Annotated in this window: 19 protein-coding genes and 1 pseudogene; 6 read left to right on the top strand and 14 right to left on the bottom strand. The window is 39.6% G+C overall.

Annotation, left to right across the window (positions count from 1 at the left end):
- The first annotated feature begins 145 nt into the window (after window positions 1-145).
- The 3 genes from BW961_RS26900 to BW961_RS32030 all read left to right on the top strand — a co-directional run bounded on the left by BW961_RS26900 (window position 146) and on the right by BW961_RS32030 (window position 2,537).
- Window positions 146-991, top strand: a complete 846-nt coding sequence (locus BW961_RS26900) for an SDR family NAD(P)-dependent oxidoreductase (RefSeq protein ID WP_068592152.1) — start codon at window positions 146-148, stop codon at window positions 989-991.
- 133 nt (window positions 992-1,124) lie between these two features.
- The gene (locus BW961_RS26905; RefSeq protein WP_082867708.1) at window positions 1,125-2,288 is read left to right on the top strand and encodes an SMP-30/gluconolactonase/LRE family protein; all 1,164 of its coding nucleotides are present in this window, start codon (window positions 1,125-1,127) and stop codon (window positions 2,286-2,288) included.
- Window positions 2,289-2,312: 24 nt separating this feature from the next.
- Window positions 2,313-2,537 carry a hypothetical protein gene (locus BW961_RS32030; RefSeq protein ID WP_068592150.1) on the top strand — a complete coding sequence of 75 codons (225 nt, stop codon included), beginning with the start codon at window positions 2,313-2,315 and terminating at the stop codon, window positions 2,535-2,537.
- A gap of 530 nt (window positions 2,538-3,067) precedes the next feature.
- Here the strand turns inward: BW961_RS32030 and BW961_RS26915 are convergent.
- The 4 genes from BW961_RS26915 to BW961_RS26930 all read right to left on the bottom strand — a co-directional run bounded on the left by BW961_RS26915 (window position 3,068) and on the right by BW961_RS26930 (window position 7,647).
- Entirely contained in the window at window positions 3,068-4,243 is a 1,176-nt protein-coding gene (locus tag BW961_RS26915; RefSeq protein ID WP_068592148.1) for a stalk domain-containing protein, read from the bottom strand.
- A 9-nt stretch (window positions 4,244-4,252) separates the two neighbouring features.
- Entirely contained in the window at window positions 4,253-5,005 is a 753-nt protein-coding gene (locus BW961_RS26920) for a hypothetical protein (protein ID WP_068592146.1), read from the bottom strand.
- Window positions 5,006-5,137: 132 nt separating this feature from the next.
- Window positions 5,138-6,673: a KAP family P-loop NTPase fold protein gene (locus BW961_RS26925; RefSeq protein ID WP_169810364.1), complete on the bottom strand. Its 1,536-nt coding sequence runs from the start codon at window positions 6,671-6,673 to the stop codon at window positions 5,138-5,140.
- Between the two features lie 167 nt (window positions 6,674-6,840).
- The gene (locus tag BW961_RS26930) at window positions 6,841-7,647 is read right to left on the bottom strand and encodes a phosphotransferase (RefSeq protein WP_068592142.1); all 807 of its coding nucleotides are present in this window, start codon (window positions 7,645-7,647) and stop codon (window positions 6,841-6,843) included.
- 366 nt (window positions 7,648-8,013) lie between these two features.
- Between BW961_RS26930 and BW961_RS26935 the strand changes: the two genes are divergently transcribed.
- Window positions 8,014-8,544 carry a response regulator transcription factor gene (locus tag BW961_RS26935; protein ID WP_068592140.1) on the top strand — a complete coding sequence of 177 codons (531 nt, stop codon included), beginning with the start codon at window positions 8,014-8,016 and terminating at the stop codon, window positions 8,542-8,544.
- A 182-nt stretch (window positions 8,545-8,726) separates the two neighbouring features.
- Here BW961_RS26935 and BW961_RS26940 read toward each other — a convergent pair whose 3' ends face one another.
- The 3 genes and pseudogenes from BW961_RS26940 to BW961_RS26950 all read right to left on the bottom strand — a co-directional run bounded on the left by BW961_RS26940 (window position 8,727) and on the right by BW961_RS26950 (window position 10,091).
- Window positions 8,727-9,296 carry a dihydrofolate reductase family protein gene (locus BW961_RS26940; protein ID WP_068592138.1) on the bottom strand — a complete coding sequence of 190 codons (570 nt, stop codon included), beginning with the start codon at window positions 9,294-9,296 and terminating at the stop codon, window positions 8,727-8,729.
- Between the two features lie 56 nt (window positions 9,297-9,352).
- Window positions 9,353-9,705 (bottom strand): annotated as a pseudogene (locus BW961_RS26945) (IS1595 family transposase); the annotation flags it as partial.
- A gap of 176 nt (window positions 9,706-9,881) precedes the next feature.
- Window positions 9,882-10,091 (bottom strand): hypothetical protein, encoded by a 210-nt coding sequence (locus BW961_RS26950; protein WP_068592136.1) that lies wholly within the window; start codon window positions 10,089-10,091, stop codon window positions 9,882-9,884.
- A gap of 337 nt (window positions 10,092-10,428) precedes the next feature.
- Between BW961_RS26950 and map the strand changes: the two genes are divergently transcribed.
- Window positions 10,429-11,169, top strand: a complete 741-nt coding sequence (gene map / locus BW961_RS26955) for a type I methionyl aminopeptidase (protein ID WP_076577065.1) — start codon at window positions 10,429-10,431, stop codon at window positions 11,167-11,169.
- Between the two features lie 528 nt (window positions 11,170-11,697).
- Here the strand turns inward: map and BW961_RS26960 are convergent.
- The 5 genes from BW961_RS26960 to BW961_RS26980 form a co-directional block, all read right to left on the bottom strand.
- The gene (locus BW961_RS26960; RefSeq protein ID WP_068592132.1) at window positions 11,698-12,279 is read right to left on the bottom strand and encodes a GNAT family N-acetyltransferase; all 582 of its coding nucleotides are present in this window, start codon (window positions 12,277-12,279) and stop codon (window positions 11,698-11,700) included.
- Between the two features lie 185 nt (window positions 12,280-12,464).
- A complete protein-coding gene (locus BW961_RS26965; protein WP_068592130.1) occupies window positions 12,465-12,812 on the bottom strand; it encodes a RidA family protein in 348 nt (115 codons plus the stop codon).
- 192 nt (window positions 12,813-13,004) lie between these two features.
- Window positions 13,005-13,274 (bottom strand): hypothetical protein, encoded by a 270-nt coding sequence (locus BW961_RS26970; protein ID WP_068592128.1) that lies wholly within the window; start codon window positions 13,272-13,274, stop codon window positions 13,005-13,007.
- 116 nt (window positions 13,275-13,390) lie between these two features.
- Complete coding sequence (locus BW961_RS26975; protein ID WP_068592126.1) at window positions 13,391-13,573, bottom strand: hypothetical protein; 183 nt, start codon at window positions 13,571-13,573, stop codon at window positions 13,391-13,393.
- 1,301 nt (window positions 13,574-14,874) lie between these two features.
- A complete protein-coding gene (locus BW961_RS26980) occupies window positions 14,875-17,034 on the bottom strand; it encodes a serine hydrolase domain-containing protein (RefSeq protein ID WP_068592124.1) in 2,160 nt (719 codons plus the stop codon).
- Window positions 17,035-17,328: 294 nt separating this feature from the next.
- Here BW961_RS26980 and BW961_RS26985 point away from each other — a divergent pair, with 294 nt between their 5' ends.
- A complete protein-coding gene (locus BW961_RS26985) occupies window positions 17,329-19,122 on the top strand; it encodes a hybrid sensor histidine kinase/response regulator transcription factor (protein WP_068592122.1) in 1,794 nt (597 codons plus the stop codon).
- Window positions 19,123-19,339: 217 nt separating this feature from the next.
- On the opposite strand, the gene BW961_RS26990 is transcribed toward BW961_RS26985, so the two are convergent.
- Together BW961_RS26990 and BW961_RS26995 are read right to left on the bottom strand one after the other, a co-directional pair.
- Window positions 19,340-19,822, bottom strand: coding sequence for a GNAT family N-acetyltransferase (locus tag BW961_RS26990; RefSeq protein ID WP_068592120.1), 483 nt, complete (start codon window positions 19,820-19,822; stop codon window positions 19,340-19,342).
- Window positions 19,823-20,010: 188 nt separating this feature from the next.
- On the bottom strand, window positions 20,011-20,505 hold the full coding sequence (locus BW961_RS26995) for a GNAT family N-acetyltransferase (RefSeq protein ID WP_083714061.1): 495 nt from the start codon (window positions 20,503-20,505) through the stop codon (window positions 20,011-20,013).
- Window positions 20,506-20,604 lie beyond the last annotated feature (99 nt).

Raw genomic sequence — 20,604 nt, forward strand, 5'->3', positions numbered from 1 at the left:
GGTTACAATGAATCCCAATGGAAACACTGTTACCGAATACAATGATTCTTAACTTTCTTAGAAGTTGAGAATTGGGGATTACTTCTAAGTATTAGGTAACATTGTTTCTGAACGATAACATCGTATCTAAAAGGAGAGTAGCGCTATGACAATGCAAGGGAAATGGGCGCTCGTCACGGGTGCTTCTTCCGGTATTGGAGAGCAATTCGCGAGACAACTGGCCAAACAAGGCAGCCATTTGGTACTCGTGGCCCGATCGGAGAGCAAGCTTGAGAGCCTGGCATCAGAGCTCAGAAAGATGTATGGCATCAAAGCCGAGGTAATCTCTATGGATCTTTCGAAAGAGGGCACGCCCAGCGAGTTATATCAGAAATGTCGACTTTTGAAAGTGGATATCGAAATGCTGATCAACAACGCAGGCTTTGCTACACATGGTTTATTTGAACAAGTGTCAGGTGAGCGTCAACATGAAGAAGTTATGCTCAATGTCGCCTCTGTTGTAGATATGACCCACTTGTTCTTGCCGGACATGTTGCACAGAAGCTCAGGTGCAGTTATCAATGTTGCTTCAACCGCTGGATTTCAACCACTTCCCTATATGGCGGTATATGGGGCAACGAAAGCTTTCGTCCTGTCATTTACTCAAGCGTTATGGTTTGAAAATCGCGACCGCGGCATCAAATTCTTCGCACTTTGTCCCGGTTCAACGGACACTAGTTTCTTTAATGTCGTAGGAGCGGAAGAAGCCTCCGTCGGAAAGAAAGACACACCAGAAAGAGTTGTAGAGGTTGCACTTCGCGCGTTGAAGGAAGGGAAAGTGTATGTTGTTCCGGGTGTGCAGAATTATCTCGGGGCGCAGTTATCGCGATTCATTACACGAAAGCAAAGTCTTCGGCTTGTTGGAAGCATGATTCGTCCGCGTGAAGGATACAGCAGCAATAATAAGAATCCGGGTAATCAATCTGATCTTGCAAGGAGGACAATTAAATGAAAACTATACAACTGAAAAACGGCTTCGGCTTTGAGGAATTAACCTTGACGGAACTTGGCTGAAGGAAAGCAGTATTTTGGTAAAATCGTAGTCCAAATCTAAATCTCACTAAAATGACAAAGGAGACACACTAATGCCTAATACACAAGTTAGCTCTGTTAAATCTACTGAAGGCGTGAATCGTCCGAAACGCTCACTACGTGCTAGGATATGCAGATGGGGGCTATCGCTGCTCGCGGTGCTCGTTCTAGGACTACTCGTTTTCTTGCTTTTGCCTTCACCGATCAAACCGGCAAAATGGTCCGCACCGACGGCTCCCTCTTTTGAGGAAGCGGGTCCGTGGAAACAGAACAATAAACTCAGCTCTGCTCAGCTTGTTACTGATGCTCCTCAATTCCCGGAATTCATTACATTCGATAAAGAAGGCCAGCTATACACTGGAGATTCCAATGGTAAAATTTATAAGGTTCCTTTCGATGCAGAGGGAAACCCGCAAAAGGCGCAAGTGTTTGCAGACACCAAAGGAACGCCTAATGGGCTCATATTCGATGCCAATGGAAATTTGATCGTTACTGATGTCAAGAAGGGACTGCTATCTATAAATCCATCCGGGAGCATAGAGGTATTGGCCGATCAAGTGGACGGAAAGCCGATCTATTTAGCTAACGAGCTTGATATTGCCAAGGACGGCGCAATTTATTTCTCCGATACCTCGAACTATGGCAGCGTGACCTTCAAAGAAATTGCCGAGAACAAGCCGCATGGACGTTTGCTGAAGTACGATCCAATGACTAAGCAGACGACTGTCCTGTTAGAAAACCTCTATTTTGCAAACGGGGTTTCCTTGTCTGCGGATGAAGATTTTGTGCTTGTGGCGGAATCGTATCATTATCAATTGACCAGATACTGGCTCAAGGGTCCAAAGAAAGGGACATCTGATATTTTTGCGGACAATCTCGCAGGCTTTCCAGACAACATTACGCGTGATGAGCAAGGTCATTTCTGGGTCGGTATCTTCACAACTCGCATTTCTTTTGTAGATCAGATGCATAGCAACCCTTGGTTAGCCAGTACCATGGCCAAACTGCCGGAGTCGTTGCTTAGCGGTGCAAGTGCACCGGTGAAGCATGGGCTTGCTGTGGAGCTGAGCCCGCAGGGAACGCTTATCGGAAGCTGGCATGATCCGGAAGGCAAACTGTATGGCGTAACGACGGCTGCAAGCCATAATGGATATTTATATATAGGAACGGCACCTGGAGGCAGTCTTGGTGTTCACCGCGTGCTTTTAACAAAATAAGGTCGGAATCCGGGAGGGTGTGAAATGAATCTGAATGATTTACAGCTATCTTGGAATGAGAAAGAGAGTATGACCGGCAAAGTGGCCTTGGTGACAGGCGCTAGCAGCGGCATCGGGGCATCGATCGCCAGGAAACCGGCAAAACGCGGCGCCGTATCTAAGAAGTATTTGAAAGACATGTCATATTTTGATCGTTCTACGATATCCACATCGGACACATCGAAAATGGATTTCAACATTAAATATTAGAAATCATTCTGAACACCGCCTGAAATTGATAGCTTAATTATAAAAAAAAGAGGCATCTTTCGCACGAATATATAGTGCAAAGTATGCCTCAAATCCATAATCCATACTTGCAGATAATAAGTTCTAATGTACGAAGTAGCGCAGGTGACGAAATTGTCCTGAAGAAGCGTAAGCGTTCGCCTTTGCCCTCTGATTTCAACCGCCATGCGGTATATAATCAAGAAATCGGAGGGCAACAGCGATCGGAAGGACAATCCGTTATCGTAGCGGCCTCCTACACAAATGCGTGTGGACTTTTTCAGTGGTCTCCTTCATTACGCCTCGAATAGAGTTACACTATACATAATGATAAGATTTCATTTCCCGAAAGATTAGCAAGTTCAGATTCATCGCCACGTGAGCATACAGGACATACCGGATATGATAGTCATTAAATATATCATCCGACCTCAAGGTTAACCTATCATATATCCAAACTGTGGGGGTAAGGATCCACCTTATTGTATAGTCTTTGGAACCAGTGTTATGTATCAGTAATCATTGTCTATCGCAAAACTTTCGTAGTGGGTCCATCGGCCGTCCACCAGATCCAAATAAATCAACTCTTCATAAAGAAATGGTCCGTTCTTTTTACCTGCGGTTTCATTGCTCCATTCTACAAAGGCATGGACGATTGCTTGCTTGTCCCCGGCAAAAACCACCCGTTCATTTAAAAGCATCTCGAAGTCCGAAGACACTTCAAGAATCCCTTTGAGAAAATCCGTATAGGTACCGACAATGCTCGTTCCCTGTTCCTTTATAAACCGAGGTGAAATATATCCAATTACAGTTTCGTAATCCTTTTCATTCATGGCCCGATAATATGTCCTTGTGTCCTCTAAAATTTTCATAACATCATGCGGACGCCTTGCAGCTAGATTAAACACCGTCTCGTCGATATCGGCAGGAAGTTCCATATTATAGTGAAGCCAGCTCGCCTTAACGATTTTCCAATCCCCATTTACGTTGCGCAACGCAAAAGTGACTTCCTTGATTTCGTGAATTACCTCGCTTCCACTTCTGCATTCTGCCGTTACTTCGGCTTCATTTGCCGCTGTATAATTAATTTCACCTGCAGTAACAGAGAAATTTCTGTAAGGAACCTCGCTCAAATTGAGCTCTGGGGTGTATTCCAAATCGGGATTATCCCAAGAAAGTAGCTGAGGATCCATGTTTTTAAAATATTGTTCCACTACTTGGTTGATCGCTTTGTCCTGTCCTAGCCCGTATTCCATCATCGAAACTGTATGTCTATTCTTATCGAACTGCACATCATAACCGGCCACAGTACCGATTAATCGCAATGGAGCGTAGACAGCTCCTTCTATAGTGAACACCGGCTGCTCAAGAAAATACCTCGTCCTCCCATATACCAACTCATTCTCCCCGCTCCAGAATTGCAGTTCCTCACCTCGCAGTATTGCAGAAATCTGCCCAGATTCCGTATTGTATGGTAGAGAAATATCCATGGTGGCAAGCAACATACGCAGCGGCACCCATGCCGTGTTGTCGATAATAATCGCTTTCACCGCCAGTGGCTTGTTATTCATCGTGATTCCGAACTCGTTGTTATCCTTTGCCTTCCCGGCATATGCAGTTAGTGCCCCCGCTCCCCAGGCTATACATGCAATAATAATGGCCATGACGATGGCGATGTGTTTTCCCATTGCGTCTCCTTAAAAATCTATTATTTCATTCATCTCTCTTCTAAATTCCTCTTCCGCCTCTCTCTCTTCATTATAAACATTAATATATTCATCCATTTCTTTCTCAATTTTTTCAATACTATCCTTTTGCTTGCTATTACCAAATTTCTTTATTAGTTTAATTCCATTTTCAATGAATGGTAGAGGTCTCCCCATTGATTGGTGATTAGAAACACTTATTTCTTGAATATTACGAAGTTCATCTATTACATAATTATAAAATATATTTTTTGCGTAAATAAATTCACCTGTGAATGGTGTTTTCTCAGATAGCTTATAGTCCATTAGTTCCATTTCAGAAGAGGGCTTATTTTGAGAAAATATTGTTTTCACTAAAGAATCGGGCATGTAGTTGATAGAACCAACAAAATTTGATACTAATTGTTCATAATTTTTCAGATTAGCTTTATGAGCAAAGATCAATTCCAAAAAGTCTTCAAGTGCTGACCTATCACCAAACCAATCGAATGTGTAACTTTTAATAATATCTATATTTTCGAAATCATTCCAAATTAATAGCAAAAGTTTTGCATCGGAGTCGTAGATTTCTTTCATAAAGTTAATATTAAATTTAATTTTGTATAGTGATTGTATCTGCAATTTGAGCTTATTCAGTTGTTCTTGATCATCAACTTCCCTTTTTAAATAATTGAATACATTTACTAATAGAACTAAATGGCAATCATCTTCCAATAAATTTGTTGAATTTAAAGCACCATTCATAGAATATGATAATCTCTTGACTAGAAAAACAAGACTATCACTTTCAACCTTTTATCTCTTTTCCCATATAACTCGCTGAATAGCTTTATCGCAATATTAACAAGGTTTACTTGGACTAAGGAACTACTATCATTAAAGCTTACTCTCTAATTTAATATTCACATCATTTATTGAATGTAACTTAATTACTTTTATGTAATCTTGATATAAATCATCAAAAGATGTATTAATATCGCTTAACTTCATAATAAATAGCTCTAAATTTTCGTGTGATACTTCTCCCTTTGGTAAGCTATACATAAAATATTGATTAAAATATGTCTCAGAACAAATTCTCTTCTCATTGAACCAGCTTTGTTTCAGTTGAGTAGAAATTTTAGCAATCTTCCTATCACATAATTTTTCGGAATACGGAAACAGGTCACTCAATAAATTCGCATACCTGTTAAAACCCCCTAATTTCATATTATTAAATTGCTCACGGACATTCCCTAAATCCTTTTCTTCAACATCATTTATCAGCACCAGCCCATTCTCGCTTATAAATTTATATAATTTAGGTGAGCTAATTTGTATTAATAATAAATATAGCAGGTCCCTCGTATTAACTTCTTCCTTCAAAAGTGGTATGAAAAATTTAGCCAGATTAATAAATCTAAATACGTTCCTAGGTGTAAATACTAAGTGACGAATATGTTGAGGTAACAATTCTTTCTCAATGTTTATAATTCCATGTTCTATTAAGAATGGTTCTATTCCTTGCCAACATAGTTCACTAACCTTTTGTTGATCAGGTATAGGTAAATAAAGTGGTATTTGAATGAATTTATCAAGGTACCGTCGTCCCTGCTCTCTTCTTATCTCAGAACTTCCCTCATCATATATCTCAGATAACGAATCTGAAACAACCTCTTCATCTAAAGCTAACAAATACGTTATGTTAGGGAAATCAGCAATCAGACGTACTAGTTTAAATACCATCTTTATCTCATCACGGTCCAAACGATCAACATCATCAATAAAGACAATAATTCTCTTGTCGGACTTCTGTAACATATCTTCTATTTTCTGTTTAACATCGGATAATTTAACTGAATCCTTACTTGGTGAATATTTGTCAAGTAGATCTTTGAAAGAAATCATTGATCCGGTTGGTCTTAAACTTATTGTTGATAGGTACTCTAAATATTTTTTTAATTCCTTGTCTAGTTTCGGATCGAAACCCTCATCCTTCTTAATTACATCACTAAGCTGAAAAAGGAAAGTCCTAATTATTTCATGATTTTCTTGTCCGAAATACCATGGTTTGAAATCGAAAACTATGCAATGATTTTGCATTATATTTTCTACTTCTGTCTTAATCATCGAGTATACCGAACTCTTTCTAGAGCCCCACTCACCAAATATTCCAATTGTTAAGCTCTCATTCCCTTGATTTGCTATACATTCAGCAATTCGATCCGTGAATTTATTCCTTTCAAGTTTATCATCTTCTCTCCCTTTTATTGGGTTGTCAGAATTAAATAAATCTGATAATAAATCCCCCGTCCAATAAGTTATCGGTTGGACAACGAAAATGTAATTAATTATTAAGGAGAATGGGATCACAAAAAATAAATAATCACTTTTCGCGTTGAATATTTCATTTTTTTTATCTTGATTATACATACCCTGAAGAAAATATATTCCTATAAGAAGGATACTCATTACTGAGCCAAGGCCATATAGCCAATACTTAAAAACATTACTACTAATATAGTTTATGTTGTACGCGAAGACCCGTGCTCGAACTTCTTCTATCGTACTGAGCAAGTTCAATGATTGCTCACTGTATATTAACCTGGATATATAGTCCATTCGTCGAAATGCAAAGTCAAAAACTTAATTTCCTGCTCATAATGCGATAAATGACCCTCTTCAATCATTTTCACAAAAGCTTCCTCCCCATTAGCTGCGCCTTGCGAAAGGGTTGCACACAAAGCTTGAAGGCGCTCAATAACCCACTGCTTTAGGTTATCCGGGGCTTCCATACCATAATTTTCGAAAAACAGTGCAATCCGACGACGCCGATTTCCAGCATGTAGATCGGGACTATAAGGCACCGTTGCCGCATCGGCTGCAGCCGGCTCGAAACTGGCAAGCGGAACGCTTGTGTACAGTGTATACGCGATATCCCAAATACGAGGGCCGGGACTTGCCATGTCAAAATCGATGAGCGCCATTGGGTGCTGGTCTCTAAAGACGATATTATACGGCGCCGCGTCGTTATGACAAACGACTTCATTTATTATTGGATCTGGATAAGCGTTTTTTGGCATTGCTTCGGAAACAAACCCTCGTGTTGCATCGTGAAATTCCCTCTGTAATTTCGCTATTTCTATAAGCGAAGCATCCGACCACATGTAAGGTGCTATATCCGGATAGTCATTTCCAGGAACCTCACCTGGGATAAAAGTAAACATTTCGCGCCCCTGTTCATCCATGCCGAGAAAACATGGGGCATTGTAGAACCCGCTTTTTTCCAAATGAAGCAAAAGATCATTTACATACGGATTGTTGTTAGCACTTCGGCGTATGGTATCGCCTACTCGTACAACCTTGTTGACATTCCCGCCTGGCAGCACTTCTTCTATTTCACTCATGATACGTCCCTCCATTTCATAAAGGTCTTCCTCACGATCTACCGCCACGATCTTACTTCCCTTCAAATAACGTCCGTTCAAGTAAACACCCGATGCCCGTTAGAAAATAAATGTACCATAAATTCACTATTGTTTGTTGAAGTTAACTGCCCGTTAGTTGAACGAGCTTTAGATGTCCAATGCCAAAAGTTCTTTCTCTACTCGGAAGCTACAACCTGCAGCCGCCAGTAGTAACATTCCATTAGGTTTCAGAACAAGTTTTTGAATCAAAGCGAATGGAAGTATTGCGTTATTGGTGAAAATAAGATTATGTTCACTATGAGAATAATGAGTTCGATCAAAATTTACAGTAAAAGAGGAACTGCTATGAAAGAAAAAATATTATTAGTGGAAGATGAAGAAATAACCCGTGAAGGTATTGCGGAGTTTCTGAAAGTAAAAGGTTACCACGTCGTGCCCGTTGGTGATGGAGAAGAAGCAATTAAAGTATTTGAAAGTACAACAGATTTTGATTTAGTCATTCTAGATATTATGCTTCCAAAAGCAGATGGTTTCACGGTTCTGCATACAATTAGGAAGTATAGTCAAACATCCGTTTTAATGTTGACTGCAATGGATGATGAATATACGCAAATTATGAGTTTTGATGAGCAAGTAGATGACTATATGAGTAAACCTTTTTCCCTTGTCATTCTAGAAAAACGTATTGAGGCTTTATTGCGAAGAGGCAAGCACCATTATAATAGAGAAGTATGGGTCTGCCAGGATGTCAAAGTAGACTTCTCTGCTTATAGTGCAACATATAAAGATATAAAAGTAGATGTCAAACCTATACTAAATCTATTGATAGAGCATTCTGGGCAGGTTCTTTCACGTGATCAGATCCTTGATAGATAATGATCTAAGTCAATATTAAACTGTCCATTCAACTCCAAATCTTCCTCAGTATACTGGCTAAAATCATAAAGGTAGTATTGATAAAAGATGTTTTTAATTTTTAACTCATTAGGTAGTTCCACAAATTTATTGAAGTTCCTAGTTCCTTTCAATGTAAGATCTAAACGATAATCTCCATATTATTAATTACCATTCCAATGATAGATTAGTTGCACAACGCCAGAAGAGAAAGTTCTTGTATTAACCATTTTTAAATTTAACCTCTGTTTTATATCAATAAACACCGGTTTTCCTTCTCCCAAAATAACAGGGTGAATAGATAATCTAAATTCATCAACAAGCCCTAAATTTATAAAAGTTGTAATGAGACTTGCTCCTCCATATAGCCAGATGTCTTTACCAGGCTTATTCTTCAATTTATTTACTTCTTCAAGAATATTTTCATTTATGAATATTGCTCGATTATCAGTCCCTATTTGTGTTCTGGAAAACACATATTTCTCTTTACTATGAACCAATTCCCAAATTTCTTTTTCGCTATCAGAGTCTTCAGTTTTTGGAATATATTGTCCCCATAAATCATAACTTTTTCTACCATATAAAATAGTATCAATTTGATTCAAGAAATTAGTGAACCCCATATCAGGGTCCATAATGCACCAATCAACTTCTCCATTTTTCCCTTCAATAAACCCATCTAAAGTAACTGCTAAATCTAAAATTATTCTTCTCTGTTTTACGTTATTTGACATAACTCTTCCTCCTATTATCATTCAGATATTGTTTCTTCTGCCCTGTTGAATAAGGATTAGACAACGAATTTAGATAACCGTAGGCTATATAAGTATCTGTCATTTCAAATACAAATGACGTTAGTAGAAATTCTTAAATACGCTGTTTACTGCTTTCATTACTACGACTATCAACGAATAAGAACCAAGCAAGGTAATTATCAAGATATTTGGTAGCTACACCTTTAAAGCAGTCTATCCATTGTTTCAAACGAGAATGGATAGCATTCACATTTTGAATGTGATAAATACTTTTAACAACGTTTTTCCCATCCTCTGATTTAATCTGATAATGCTCTTAACCTTGTTCTTTTGCGTAGGTTTTATAAGATCTCCAAGCAATGGTTACAAGAACGTTTTCGTTAGACAACAAACAGAATGTATGTTCCTATTTATTGTAACAATAATTTTTATACTCTTCAACTAAACACACAGTGGCAGTCCAAGACGTATAAATAAAAGGTCCTAGACTGCCTCTTCATAATTAAACTATCGTTCCCCGTTAGCTTCCTTACTTTTAATATGAATTTTTCTCCTTTTTCTACACTAAACAATCGTATTACTGATGATTTTGAAGAAACCATTTTCAAGTAATTGGTTAATGGACTTTCTTTCCTTATCGCTAAATAAATACCATTGGTTTTCAGTAGCGTCATAAATTAAAACTTCTGGGTAGCACTTTAAGGTTTCATCTGGAAAAGCTTTAATTAATGTATACATATCAAAACGCTTTAGGCTATCACCTTCTTGGTCCAAAAAATTATATTGACCTTCTTTATAATAAGATCCAACAGTGTCCGAAGTATACATCCACGAATAATTTGCAGGAGCTTCGACTTTACTGCCTAAGTTATCTACAAAAACATTATAAAATGTTTCGTTATACGCGGCTTTTGCTGCATATATAGGAGTATAAACGTTTTCCGTACTTTTTCTAGAAAAGGAACTGGATATTTATGATAATATGGAGAAGAGATTGTGAAGAATGTACTTAAAGTAACGGGCAGTTTAGTTGAAGAAAAAGCCGTTCCGTTTATGCTAGAATCTAAATGGAATACTAATCATAAGATACTTTAAAAAGTGAGGATATACGATGATTGCAAAAACAGAAGAAGATTTTAATGGTTTGAAGGAAATTGGCAAAATTGTTGCCTCCATTAGAGATGAATTGGTACAAAGAACAATTCCTGGCATAACGACCAAAGAACTTGATGATATAGCTGGAGAGTTTTTAGAGAGAGCAGGTGCAGTTTCAGCCCCAAAAAGTGAGTATGATTTTCCTGGCTATACTTGCATTAGTGTTAATGAAGAAGTGGCACATGGTATTCCGGGTCATCGGGTTATTCATGAAGGGGATTTAGTAAATATAGATGTTTCTGGTTCCAAAAACGGGTATTTCGCAGATACAGGAATCTCGTTTGTAGTAGGCGAAGGAGAAGAAGTATTAACGAAAATATGCGAAGTTGCTAAAAAGGCATTTGAAGCAGGGCTTAAGAAAGCAAAACCTGGTTCAAAAAAAAGTGGAATCGGAAAAGTAGTATTCCAAACAGCGAGAGAGAATGGATTAACTGTTATCAAAAACCTTACAGGACATGGTATTGGACGTACAATACACGAAGCACCTGACCACATTTATAATTATTATGATACATGGGATGATGAATTATTAAAGGAGGGGATGGTTATCGCATTCGAACCATTTATCTCGACCATTGAAGAAGAAGTATTCCAAAAAGAAGACGGCTGGACCTTTGTTACAGAAAAAAGCTTTGTAGCTCAATACGAACATACGATTATTCTTACGAAGGATGGACCGATTATTACTACATTGTAAGAGCACTAATAATTATGAAAGCACCTTAATTAAAAGGTGTTTTCATAACGTTTATAACAACTTGTACAAATAGAATTCATTAACAGTCATTCCGACAATAATCAAGGAATGTACTTTTTTACCTTTCAAAATAAATCCCGAATTATCTCTTTATTTCATAGATAAGTCGGGATTTTTATGTATAGAAATACTGCTATTCCACAACCGAATACTTCGTACGATTTACTCTATGTTAATCATAAATGAGCTGTATAAAGAATCAAAAAGGTAGCTCTGCTTTCTTATTTTCAAAATAAGGATGACCATTATTGTTGTGAAAGGATTATTTTAACAGAGAAAGACCGCTTGCTAGTTTAGATCTATCTAGAGGTGTACTTTTTAACTTATTATGGAATCTTGCCCGTTAGTTCAATGAAAAAAGCAGGCTAACGTAGCTCCTGCTCATCAATGTGTATTATTCAACTAAATTTCTCCGTTAGCGTAACTAATTGCTGTCGCATGGCAACCCTTTAGTTTCCCGTTATTCAACTAACTCTTTCTAAGTTTGTAATAATTATATTGCCTATTTTCAATCTCAATATTGTTTTGAAATTCAAAACCACATTTTTGTATCACTTTATTCGATGGGACGTTACGTATCTGAGCTATAGCGATGAGTTCCTCGACGTTGGTGCTCTCAAACAAATACTTAATTAACCCTTTTGCGGCTTGGGTCGTGTAACCCTTGCTTGTATGGTCTTTTGAGATCCCATAAAAAATCTCTCTATTGGGTGATGGCACTTTATCCAATATTCCTGTACCACATACGCCGATAAACTCACCAGTCTCTTTGGATATTATACCCAATCGCAAACGGAGTTCTCTTATATCTCCATCTTTTGATACAGCATTTAGAAACCGTTTGTTATCTGGTATTTCATAATTCATTATCCATTCTTCCCGTTGTTCCCTGGATACGTTCCAATCAATCAAAAATTCATAAAAATGAGGTTGCCAGGTAATGTCTTGCAGGTCGTCCAAATCCTCAATTTTGTATTCTCTTAAAATAATATCCTTACAGTCAATCTTAAACACATTTTCTTCACAAGTGGAATGAGTATTTGAGCTCATCAATTTATCTCCCTAATACATATTTAGTAGATTGCACTTCCACGTATAATAATAACAAGCTGGATGAGGTCATGGCTGGTAAAGATTAATTATAGCTAAACTATCTCTGCCCGTTAGCTTAATAAAAAAGAGCAGGCTACGTAGCTCCTGCTCATCATTGTGTGTTATTCAACTATCGTGTCCCGTTAGTTCAATCCTTTGTACGCTATTCCGTCAATCATCATAAGACAATCTGAATCGATGAACTCTGTTGTGGATGTCATTCTTGCAGGGAATTTGTCATTCTCAAAATACTCGCAAAAAACTTGTTCCATTTCGGGTAAATCCTTAATATTTTTGAGGTAAACATTAACTTTCACAACGTTTTCAAGTGGTACATCGAGTTGATTGAGTGTGTCTTTTAAGTGTGAAAAAGTATTGTGAATCTGCTCGGTAAAGGTTACTCCAAAACCTCTATGTAATCCTAGAAATACATAATCTCCAGCCTCAACAGCAGACGAATAGCTAAACGGCGTTGAAATTCGATTTATCATTTCCATGAGCCCCCTATGTAATAAGTTCACTCTTTCACAATAGAACAATTGTTCTTATTTGTAAATATTTTCTTTTAATAGAACTCTACGCTTTCCTGCCCGTTAGCTGATAAGGCTGCCAATGTTATCGGAAGTCTGTTGTCATTTCGATATAATGTTTCGAGTTCAATAATCACCTAAATAACAATTCTGTCAGCTATACACTCTTTTGATATTTTTATTAAACCAATGGACATAACCACAACGGTGACAAGTTAATATATTCGCTGACCGATTGGCAAAATCGAGATTTAAAAAACTTAAGAAAGCTGTATTTAACTGTGCATATCCGTGTTCGAATTTATCATATTGACAATGAACACAGGAGATATTTATTCCATTTGCTTGATATTGACCTGCTCCCATCGATTCTTTAATTTTCTTCGCAAATATCTTAAAGAGCCTTTTCGCTCCACTTGACATAGCTCTAGTCCTCCCCGATCTAGTTGATATAAACCTAAAAGAACGTTGATGGTTGAAACCTTCAACGTTCTAGCCATTTTATCGCTTAAAGCTTTCAAGTATATATATGCCAATAATCAAAATATTCTGACCAAAATAACAATAAGGGCTAGGATTCCAACTAAAATAAGCAAATTTGTAATTTGACGAAAAAGACCAGAAACACCTTGAGAATGGAGTTTCTTTTCGTTCACATCAAAGTTAGCTTTAGACCCATAAGAATCCGCTGAATGAGAGAACGGTTTGTTTTCATCTATCATTATAACAACCCCTTCATCGATATAATTATAACAGATTATTACATAAGTGATTTTATATTTCCCTATCGTGTCTCGTTAGCGTAACAGATTTGAGATATCTTACCAACCATAAACAACTTCTTTGTATATCCCCCCATACTCCTTTCGATCTCCCTTGAAATCGGGCAAAGAAATGAGCATTTTCCAGTAAAAAAAGCCTCTCTGACATTTGACTGTCATTGAGGCTTTAAGGCTTTTCTTAAGTACGTATTTATTTCACATTAAATGCCGCTCTCGTACGTCAACGTGTACGCTACACCATCCTCTTTCACGATCACAGCCCGAATGTTTCCTGTTACAGACCTGCTCATCATTGTGTGATTCACTTTTGTAAACATTTGTAGATTTTTTCGCAGCTTTTGCGATCCATCACATACTGTGATATTTCATAATTAGTGAAGCTCAGAACCCGCATAAATACATTATTCTTGTTCCATAAATAAATAGAATTTGTTTATCCTTGAAGAAAAAATGATAATTCATTATTTCATAGTTCGCTGAATTTTCGTTCCCCATTATCCATAAGTTCATATTTTGCTTCAATACCAAATAAACTTACTTCTTCGGAAATTCTTTAATGGGCCTTTTGAATTCACAAAAAGTCTTCACGTAAAAAGTGGTTGCTTCGGTAAAATGGATCTCCACATGGGCTCATGGCGGTCTACCCTCCCATGTCTCACAAAGTCTACGTCCCATTTTCCTACATTCAACCTGTCCATGAGGTGGAGGTCAGATATGCTGCCCGACAGAACAATCAAGATTCTAAATCTTATCCACTTCGCGATTTCACTCGGTGGCTTTATTATGGACTACCGCTGTTCTATTAAACTATCGTGTCCCATGAGTTCAATTATCACCTAAAATTACAGTCACTCTTTTAATAATTTTTGACCAAGTCGCGTATTTCTTTTTCATCATCAGCTACAAGTACGCGAATATTCCCTATATTCTCATCGACTCCATAAGTTAAGTATTTATATCTCACATGCATTGACTATTTTACATGAAATACAGCTTCTTCGGCGAATCTTTGATTAGCATTTTAATATGCCTGAAGCCGAATCGATCAATTCCGCTTTCACTAGTTTCGTGATCGTATCGTCTATGAATATAAGTTCTTGTCCTTTCCCCTGGGATAAGAACCTACATCATTAAATTCCGCGACTTCATAAGCGTATATGTTCTTGTCCTGCGACAACTACGATTCGCTTAAGAAAACCGACACCCGCCCTCAAATAATGAGCGCGATGTCAGCTTTAAACTTAACGGCCAAACTCTTTGTTGAGTAATTTAATGTGAGCCGCAGTAGCGTCCGGTCCTACCGAGTTGATGGCCGTTACCAAAATATGCTTCCCACCTAGAGGTCCGAAGGCTCTCGTCTCGAATCCGAAAGTACCGCCGGCATGCCCCCAATAGGATTGCCCGTCCGGTGTTTTCCCTTCAAAAATCCCTAGTCCGACTTTACCCATAGGTGAATCTACTGTTGTGAGCATCTGGTCCATCATCTCTTGATTTAGTAGCTTTCCGCCTAGCAGCGCACTGAAGAAGGTGGTCAAATCTTTGACGTTTGATACTATATCTCCGGCTGCATTTGCCCAGGATTGATTCATTTCAGTCAAATCATACAAATGACCCGATCTATCCATATTATATCCCGTGGCATGCTTACCCGGAATATGGGAGCTATTCTCCATGACGAACGTCTCCGTCAGCCCGAGCGGTTCGATGAACCGTTTCCTGATCTGTTCCGCATACGTATCCCCGGTTACCTTCTGAATAATTTTGCCGGCAAGTACCGTATTGACGTTGGAATAGTTCCATCCCTTCCCCGGTGCATATACAGGCGGTTTTGCAAGTGCCAAGCCGTTAAGATCGTCGACGGAATAGTAACGGAAAGGATTTTGAGGTAAGATTATATCCCGCAAATTATCATCCGTATAGCTCGCAAGCCCGCTTGTATGGTTCAATAACTGACGAATCTTGATATTGTTACCGTCATACCCATTCCCCTTTACGACGCCTGGTAGCCATTTTTCGACTGAATCATCCAGACTCAATTGTTTCTCCTCAGCCAACTGCAATACAACGGAAGCGGTGAACGTCTTCGTGACGCTTCCGATACGGAATGAAAAATCTGGTTCTACCCGGCTTGGTACTTCGTAACTGGCTGTACCTGTAGCGTAGGACCAGCGTTTCCCATCCTGCAGCCCGCCCGCCACGACACTTGGGACGCGTTTGCTTGTAATCACTTCATCCATGACGCGTTTGACATCTTCCCGATGCTTGCTTTTCTTTTCCTTTTCCGTGAGTTCTTTTTTTGGTTCGCTTGCGAACTCCGATGCTATAATATTGTCAATGTGTTTAACCGCATCACCCAGTACATTGATATTGATCGAGATGACATGTTCACCGTCTTCCGTTCCACCCGCAAAGTTAGTAAATCCGGGAATACCGCCGCCATGTCCCCATACGTAGGTACCGTTAGGCAGCTTTGTTTGATAGATGCCAAGTCCATACTGCCCAAATGGGGAATCGGCTGTGCTGGTCATCATCTCCTTCTTCATCTCCGGTGTCAACAGCTTGTCACCAAGTAAGGCACGGAAAAACGTCGTCATGTCTTCCCCTGTCGAGATGATGTCCCCGCCAGCATTTGCAATCGATGGGTTGAGCAGCGTTATATCTACTAATTTATTTCCCGTGTCCAAGTAGCCGCGGGCATTTTTTTTCGGAATATCCATCGAGTTGCCTGGGAGGAATGTTTCTTTCAATTGAAGCGGTTCAATAATTCGCTTCTTAATCTGCTCTGCATAGGTTTCCCCGGTAGCTTTCTGGATAATGAGTCCCAGAATCGCGTAATTTGTGTTCGAGTATGCCCACCCCGTTACCGGTTTTTGCTTCAATCCGATGGCTACTAACTGTTCGGCTGTATAATTTCCGTCTGGATTCGTGAGTAATATCGTTTTTAGCTCTGGCGTCAAGTAGTCTGGAAGTCCGCTTGTTTGATTCAACAATTGACGAATCTTAATCTTATTGCCGTCGTGCCCATTGCCCTGTACCAGCCCCGGAAGCCATTTCTCTACCGTATCGTCAAGGGACAGCTTCTTCTCACCGGCAAGCAGCAAGACAACCGTAGCGACAAACGTCTTTGTTGTACTTCCGATTCGGAATGCGGAGTCGGCGTCTACTTTATGGTTTCTTTCGATATTCCCTTCACCGGAAGCATAAGACCAGCTCGCATCTCCTTTCTTCACGGTAACGACAACGCCTGGAATATTGTCGCTATTGGCAGCTTTATCGATCGCTTGATAGGTTGCCGTGTGACCCGCGGCGTGCAGCGTTCCATAAGCAGGGAATACCGGTGCAACCGCCAATATCGCTGTTAACGTAAGTGCAACTCTTTTGTGCTTGATGAATGATTTCATAATGCATCGCTCCTATTTTTTGGAATGTTGTATTGATTCACTCCTTCACCTTACCCCCGAAATTGTAAAAACGGCTATTGATGAAACCGCCAAACTTTTGATGACATCGCCCTTATATCTTGTCACATAGCTATATGACAAATGTTCAATGACTCATGTGACGTGCTTGCTGCAGCCAAGCTCCCAACCGTTCTCCCCTTTTCGCTTGACGACTCAAGATGTAATGATGCATGATAGGGTCTGAATCCATCAGAAATCGATGATCAAATAAATACAAGCAGGTGTGCATAATTCGTGTTCTCTATCATGAAAAAATGGTTCTGGTATGATTGGATACTTGTAGCCATACGAACAATTTGGCTGGTCATTATCGCAAGCGCTGGTTTTGTTGATCCGTCCTTGATCACTGGGTCGCTTGGGTTTGTACTTTCTTTTGCTCTCGTCATTTACCTCGTTCCATTCATCGTCCGCTATAGAAAAGAAGCTTGGTATCTTCCTATTGAAGTCATGGCAACGGGCTTTTTTTATCTTTATTTAGCCTACGCAGCTCCAGGACTGCTATGGTCATTTGTCTTGCTCGTGATAACGATCGGATTGGCGAGCAGTCGAACAACTTATGTGTGGACAGGGATCCTCTGCGGAATCGTATTCCCGTTATTGAACGGTTGGATCGCTGATCTTCTCCCGGTTGAGTTCATCGTTAGCTGCAGCCTAGGTTTTGCCATCGGCTTTGCGTTCAATATCTTAGTTCAGTCCCATCAGCAAGCCCGAATCATTCAAGAGCAGAATCAGTTACTGGAGCAGCATATTAAGCGGATTGAGGAGCTTACGCTGCTCGAGGAGCGCAGCCGACTGTCACATGAGCTGCATGACACGATTGGCCATTCGCTTACCTCGCTTATCATCGGTGTCGAATCGCTGCGATCGACCGTACCGAATTCGCAGATCGAGAGGATTGATTCGCTTGTCGGTATCGCTCAGCACAGTCTGGTTGATATCCGAAAACATCTGCACCAGCTCTCTCATGCTCCGCTCAGCCATTCGTTAAGTGAGTCGTTACAGCAGTTAATCGAAGAGTTCATGAAGTCGACAGGTACAACGGTCAAATTCCGTGTGATCGGCAGTGAGATCCTCGTGATGCAAAAAATAAACTTTTGTCTACATCGCTGCCTTCAAGAATCTCTAACCAACGCAGTTCGGCACGGTCAAGCGAACGTGATATCTGTTCAGATGCATTTCGATAGTCAGCAACTCCGGTTACAGATTGAAGATAACGGCATCGGCATGGAAGAAATCCAATTCGGATTTGGGCTGAGTGGGATGAAGGAACGGCTTGAACAATTTAACGGCATACTGTCGATACAATCCGGGTCGGGTCAAGGGACATTTATCATCTGTCATATTCCGTTGCAGACAGAACCTGTACATGACGCGATCCGCCTGCTGATCGTTGATGATCAGGTGATCATAGCCGACAGCTTGAAGCAGATTTTGGATCAGCATGCTGATTTTATCGTCGTTGGTACGGCAGGTGACGGGCGAGAAGCATTAGAACATTGTGAGCGATCCCATCCGGATATTGTGCTAATGGAAATTCGTATGCAAGGAATGGGCGGGCTTGAAACTTTACTCGAGGTAAAACAACGATGGCCTCTAATGAAGGTTGTGTTCATGACAACCTTCGAGGATTCCTTGCAGGCAGCAACTGCATTAGAGTGCGGGGCGGAAGGATACATGCTGAAGTCGATTCATCCACGGGAGATGAAGGAAGTCTTAAAACTTATTTATAACGGAGGAACCTGGATCGACCAATCGGTTGCGACGCGAGTTTTCGAAGAGATGAAGCGTCAACGTGAGCAGTTGAAAAAGATCGGCTCAAGTCTGGAAAACTATCCGTACGGGCTTACGAAACGCGAGATGGAAATTCTGGGTCATCTGTCGGACGGACTTCGCTACAAATCGATCGCTGTCAAGTTATTTTTATCGGAGGGAACGATCCGCAATTACTGCTCGATTCTCTACTCGAAGCTCGGCGTCAACAACCGCGAAGAAGCAATAAAGATGGCGCGAACGGAGAATATCCTGTAGATGGTACTCGACTCGACTACCTGATGTTACGGGCCTTAAGGAATGAAATCTATGAAACAGGCATTATTCAATTCCCCTTCACCCCTTAATAAAATATAAATAATATGGTGGTTTTGAGGGGGATTCAAGATAAAGTTTTGTTTTAACTTAATAAAATGAGCAGGCTGCAGTAGCCTGCTCAACAATAAGTGATATTCAACTCTCGTGTCCCGTTAGCTTAGGACTTCTGTGTAGTGATCAGCTTGAATTTTTGACGACTACCGCCTTCTGGACCATTTGGAATTGACTCTATTTGAGACACAAATCCAAACTTCTGATATAAGTTTCTCGCAGGTCGTCCATCTGGGATATCATTACCAAATGTAGTAACTGATACTTCTGCTGGTACTTCAACAAGTTTCAATATATGTCGCAGTAGTTCCGTTGCTATACCTTTGTTTCTCGCTCGAGATGAAACCGCTAACCATCCAATCTTGTAGCTTGGGGCACCTGCTGACGAAAATAAAACTCCACCCAGTAAGCGTGATCCAGGTAATCCATCGTTCTCCCTCACACAGAATGCGTTACATTGATTAATATTTTTCTCAAGTGCCTGAATAAATTTTGGATCACTTACCATTGGACCAAAGAGGTATTCAACTTCAGAAGCTAATTCCAACCATTCGTTCAGATCATCCTTTGTAGCATTCACAGCTTTCATTATAAAAGCTCCTTTAAATTGGAGTGAGATGATTCAGATTTTCAATACGATTTTAGCACCCTTTATAATACCACATTTTGTAACTATCCTGCCCGTTAGCTTAATAAAAAAGAGCAGGCTACGTAGCTCCTGCTCATCATTGTCTGTTATTCAACTATCGTGTCCCGTTACTTCAATAAGGATGTGCTTTAAAAGTAATCGGGGATATCAAGTGATATGGAGTCGATATCATTTTCATTTGAGTAATACATACAAACACTGTCTTTATATTTTTGACTATCATTAGGTAGTACAATAAAACCTAATCCTTTGTAAAATTCTATCCCAATATCACTATAAAGGAAAAAGTTGTTACACTTTTCTTCCTGTTCAAGTTTATTTATCGTTTCTTTGACCAATAAAGAAGCATATCCTTTTTTTCTTAAATATAAAGGGGTAGCGATTGAACCAATCCCTTTTACAATTTGGTATTCAGAAAGATTTAGTTCATATACGATGAGGGAGCTTAATAGTTGCTTTGTATCTGTTGCTTCAAGAACGTACCACTTTCCCTTTTTATACTTATTGGAGGCCTGGCACATAGTTATATATTCTTCATATGGCAGATTATCTCCCCAAACATCATAACCCATCTTATAAATTTCTATCATTTCCTCTTTTGTTGCTTCCCTAATTTTTTTCAAAGTACCTCTCCTTCTGTTTTATGCGGTTATACATTCTTTTCGACATTAAGCTTATCAAGACCTCTATTCACCTGAAGCTAAACTGCCCGTTAGCTTAAT

The sequence above is a fragment of the Paenibacillus macquariensis genome (assembly GCF_900156375.1).
Classification (GTDB): Bacteria; Bacillota; Bacilli; order Paenibacillales; family Paenibacillaceae; genus Paenibacillus_AQ; species Paenibacillus_AQ macquariensis.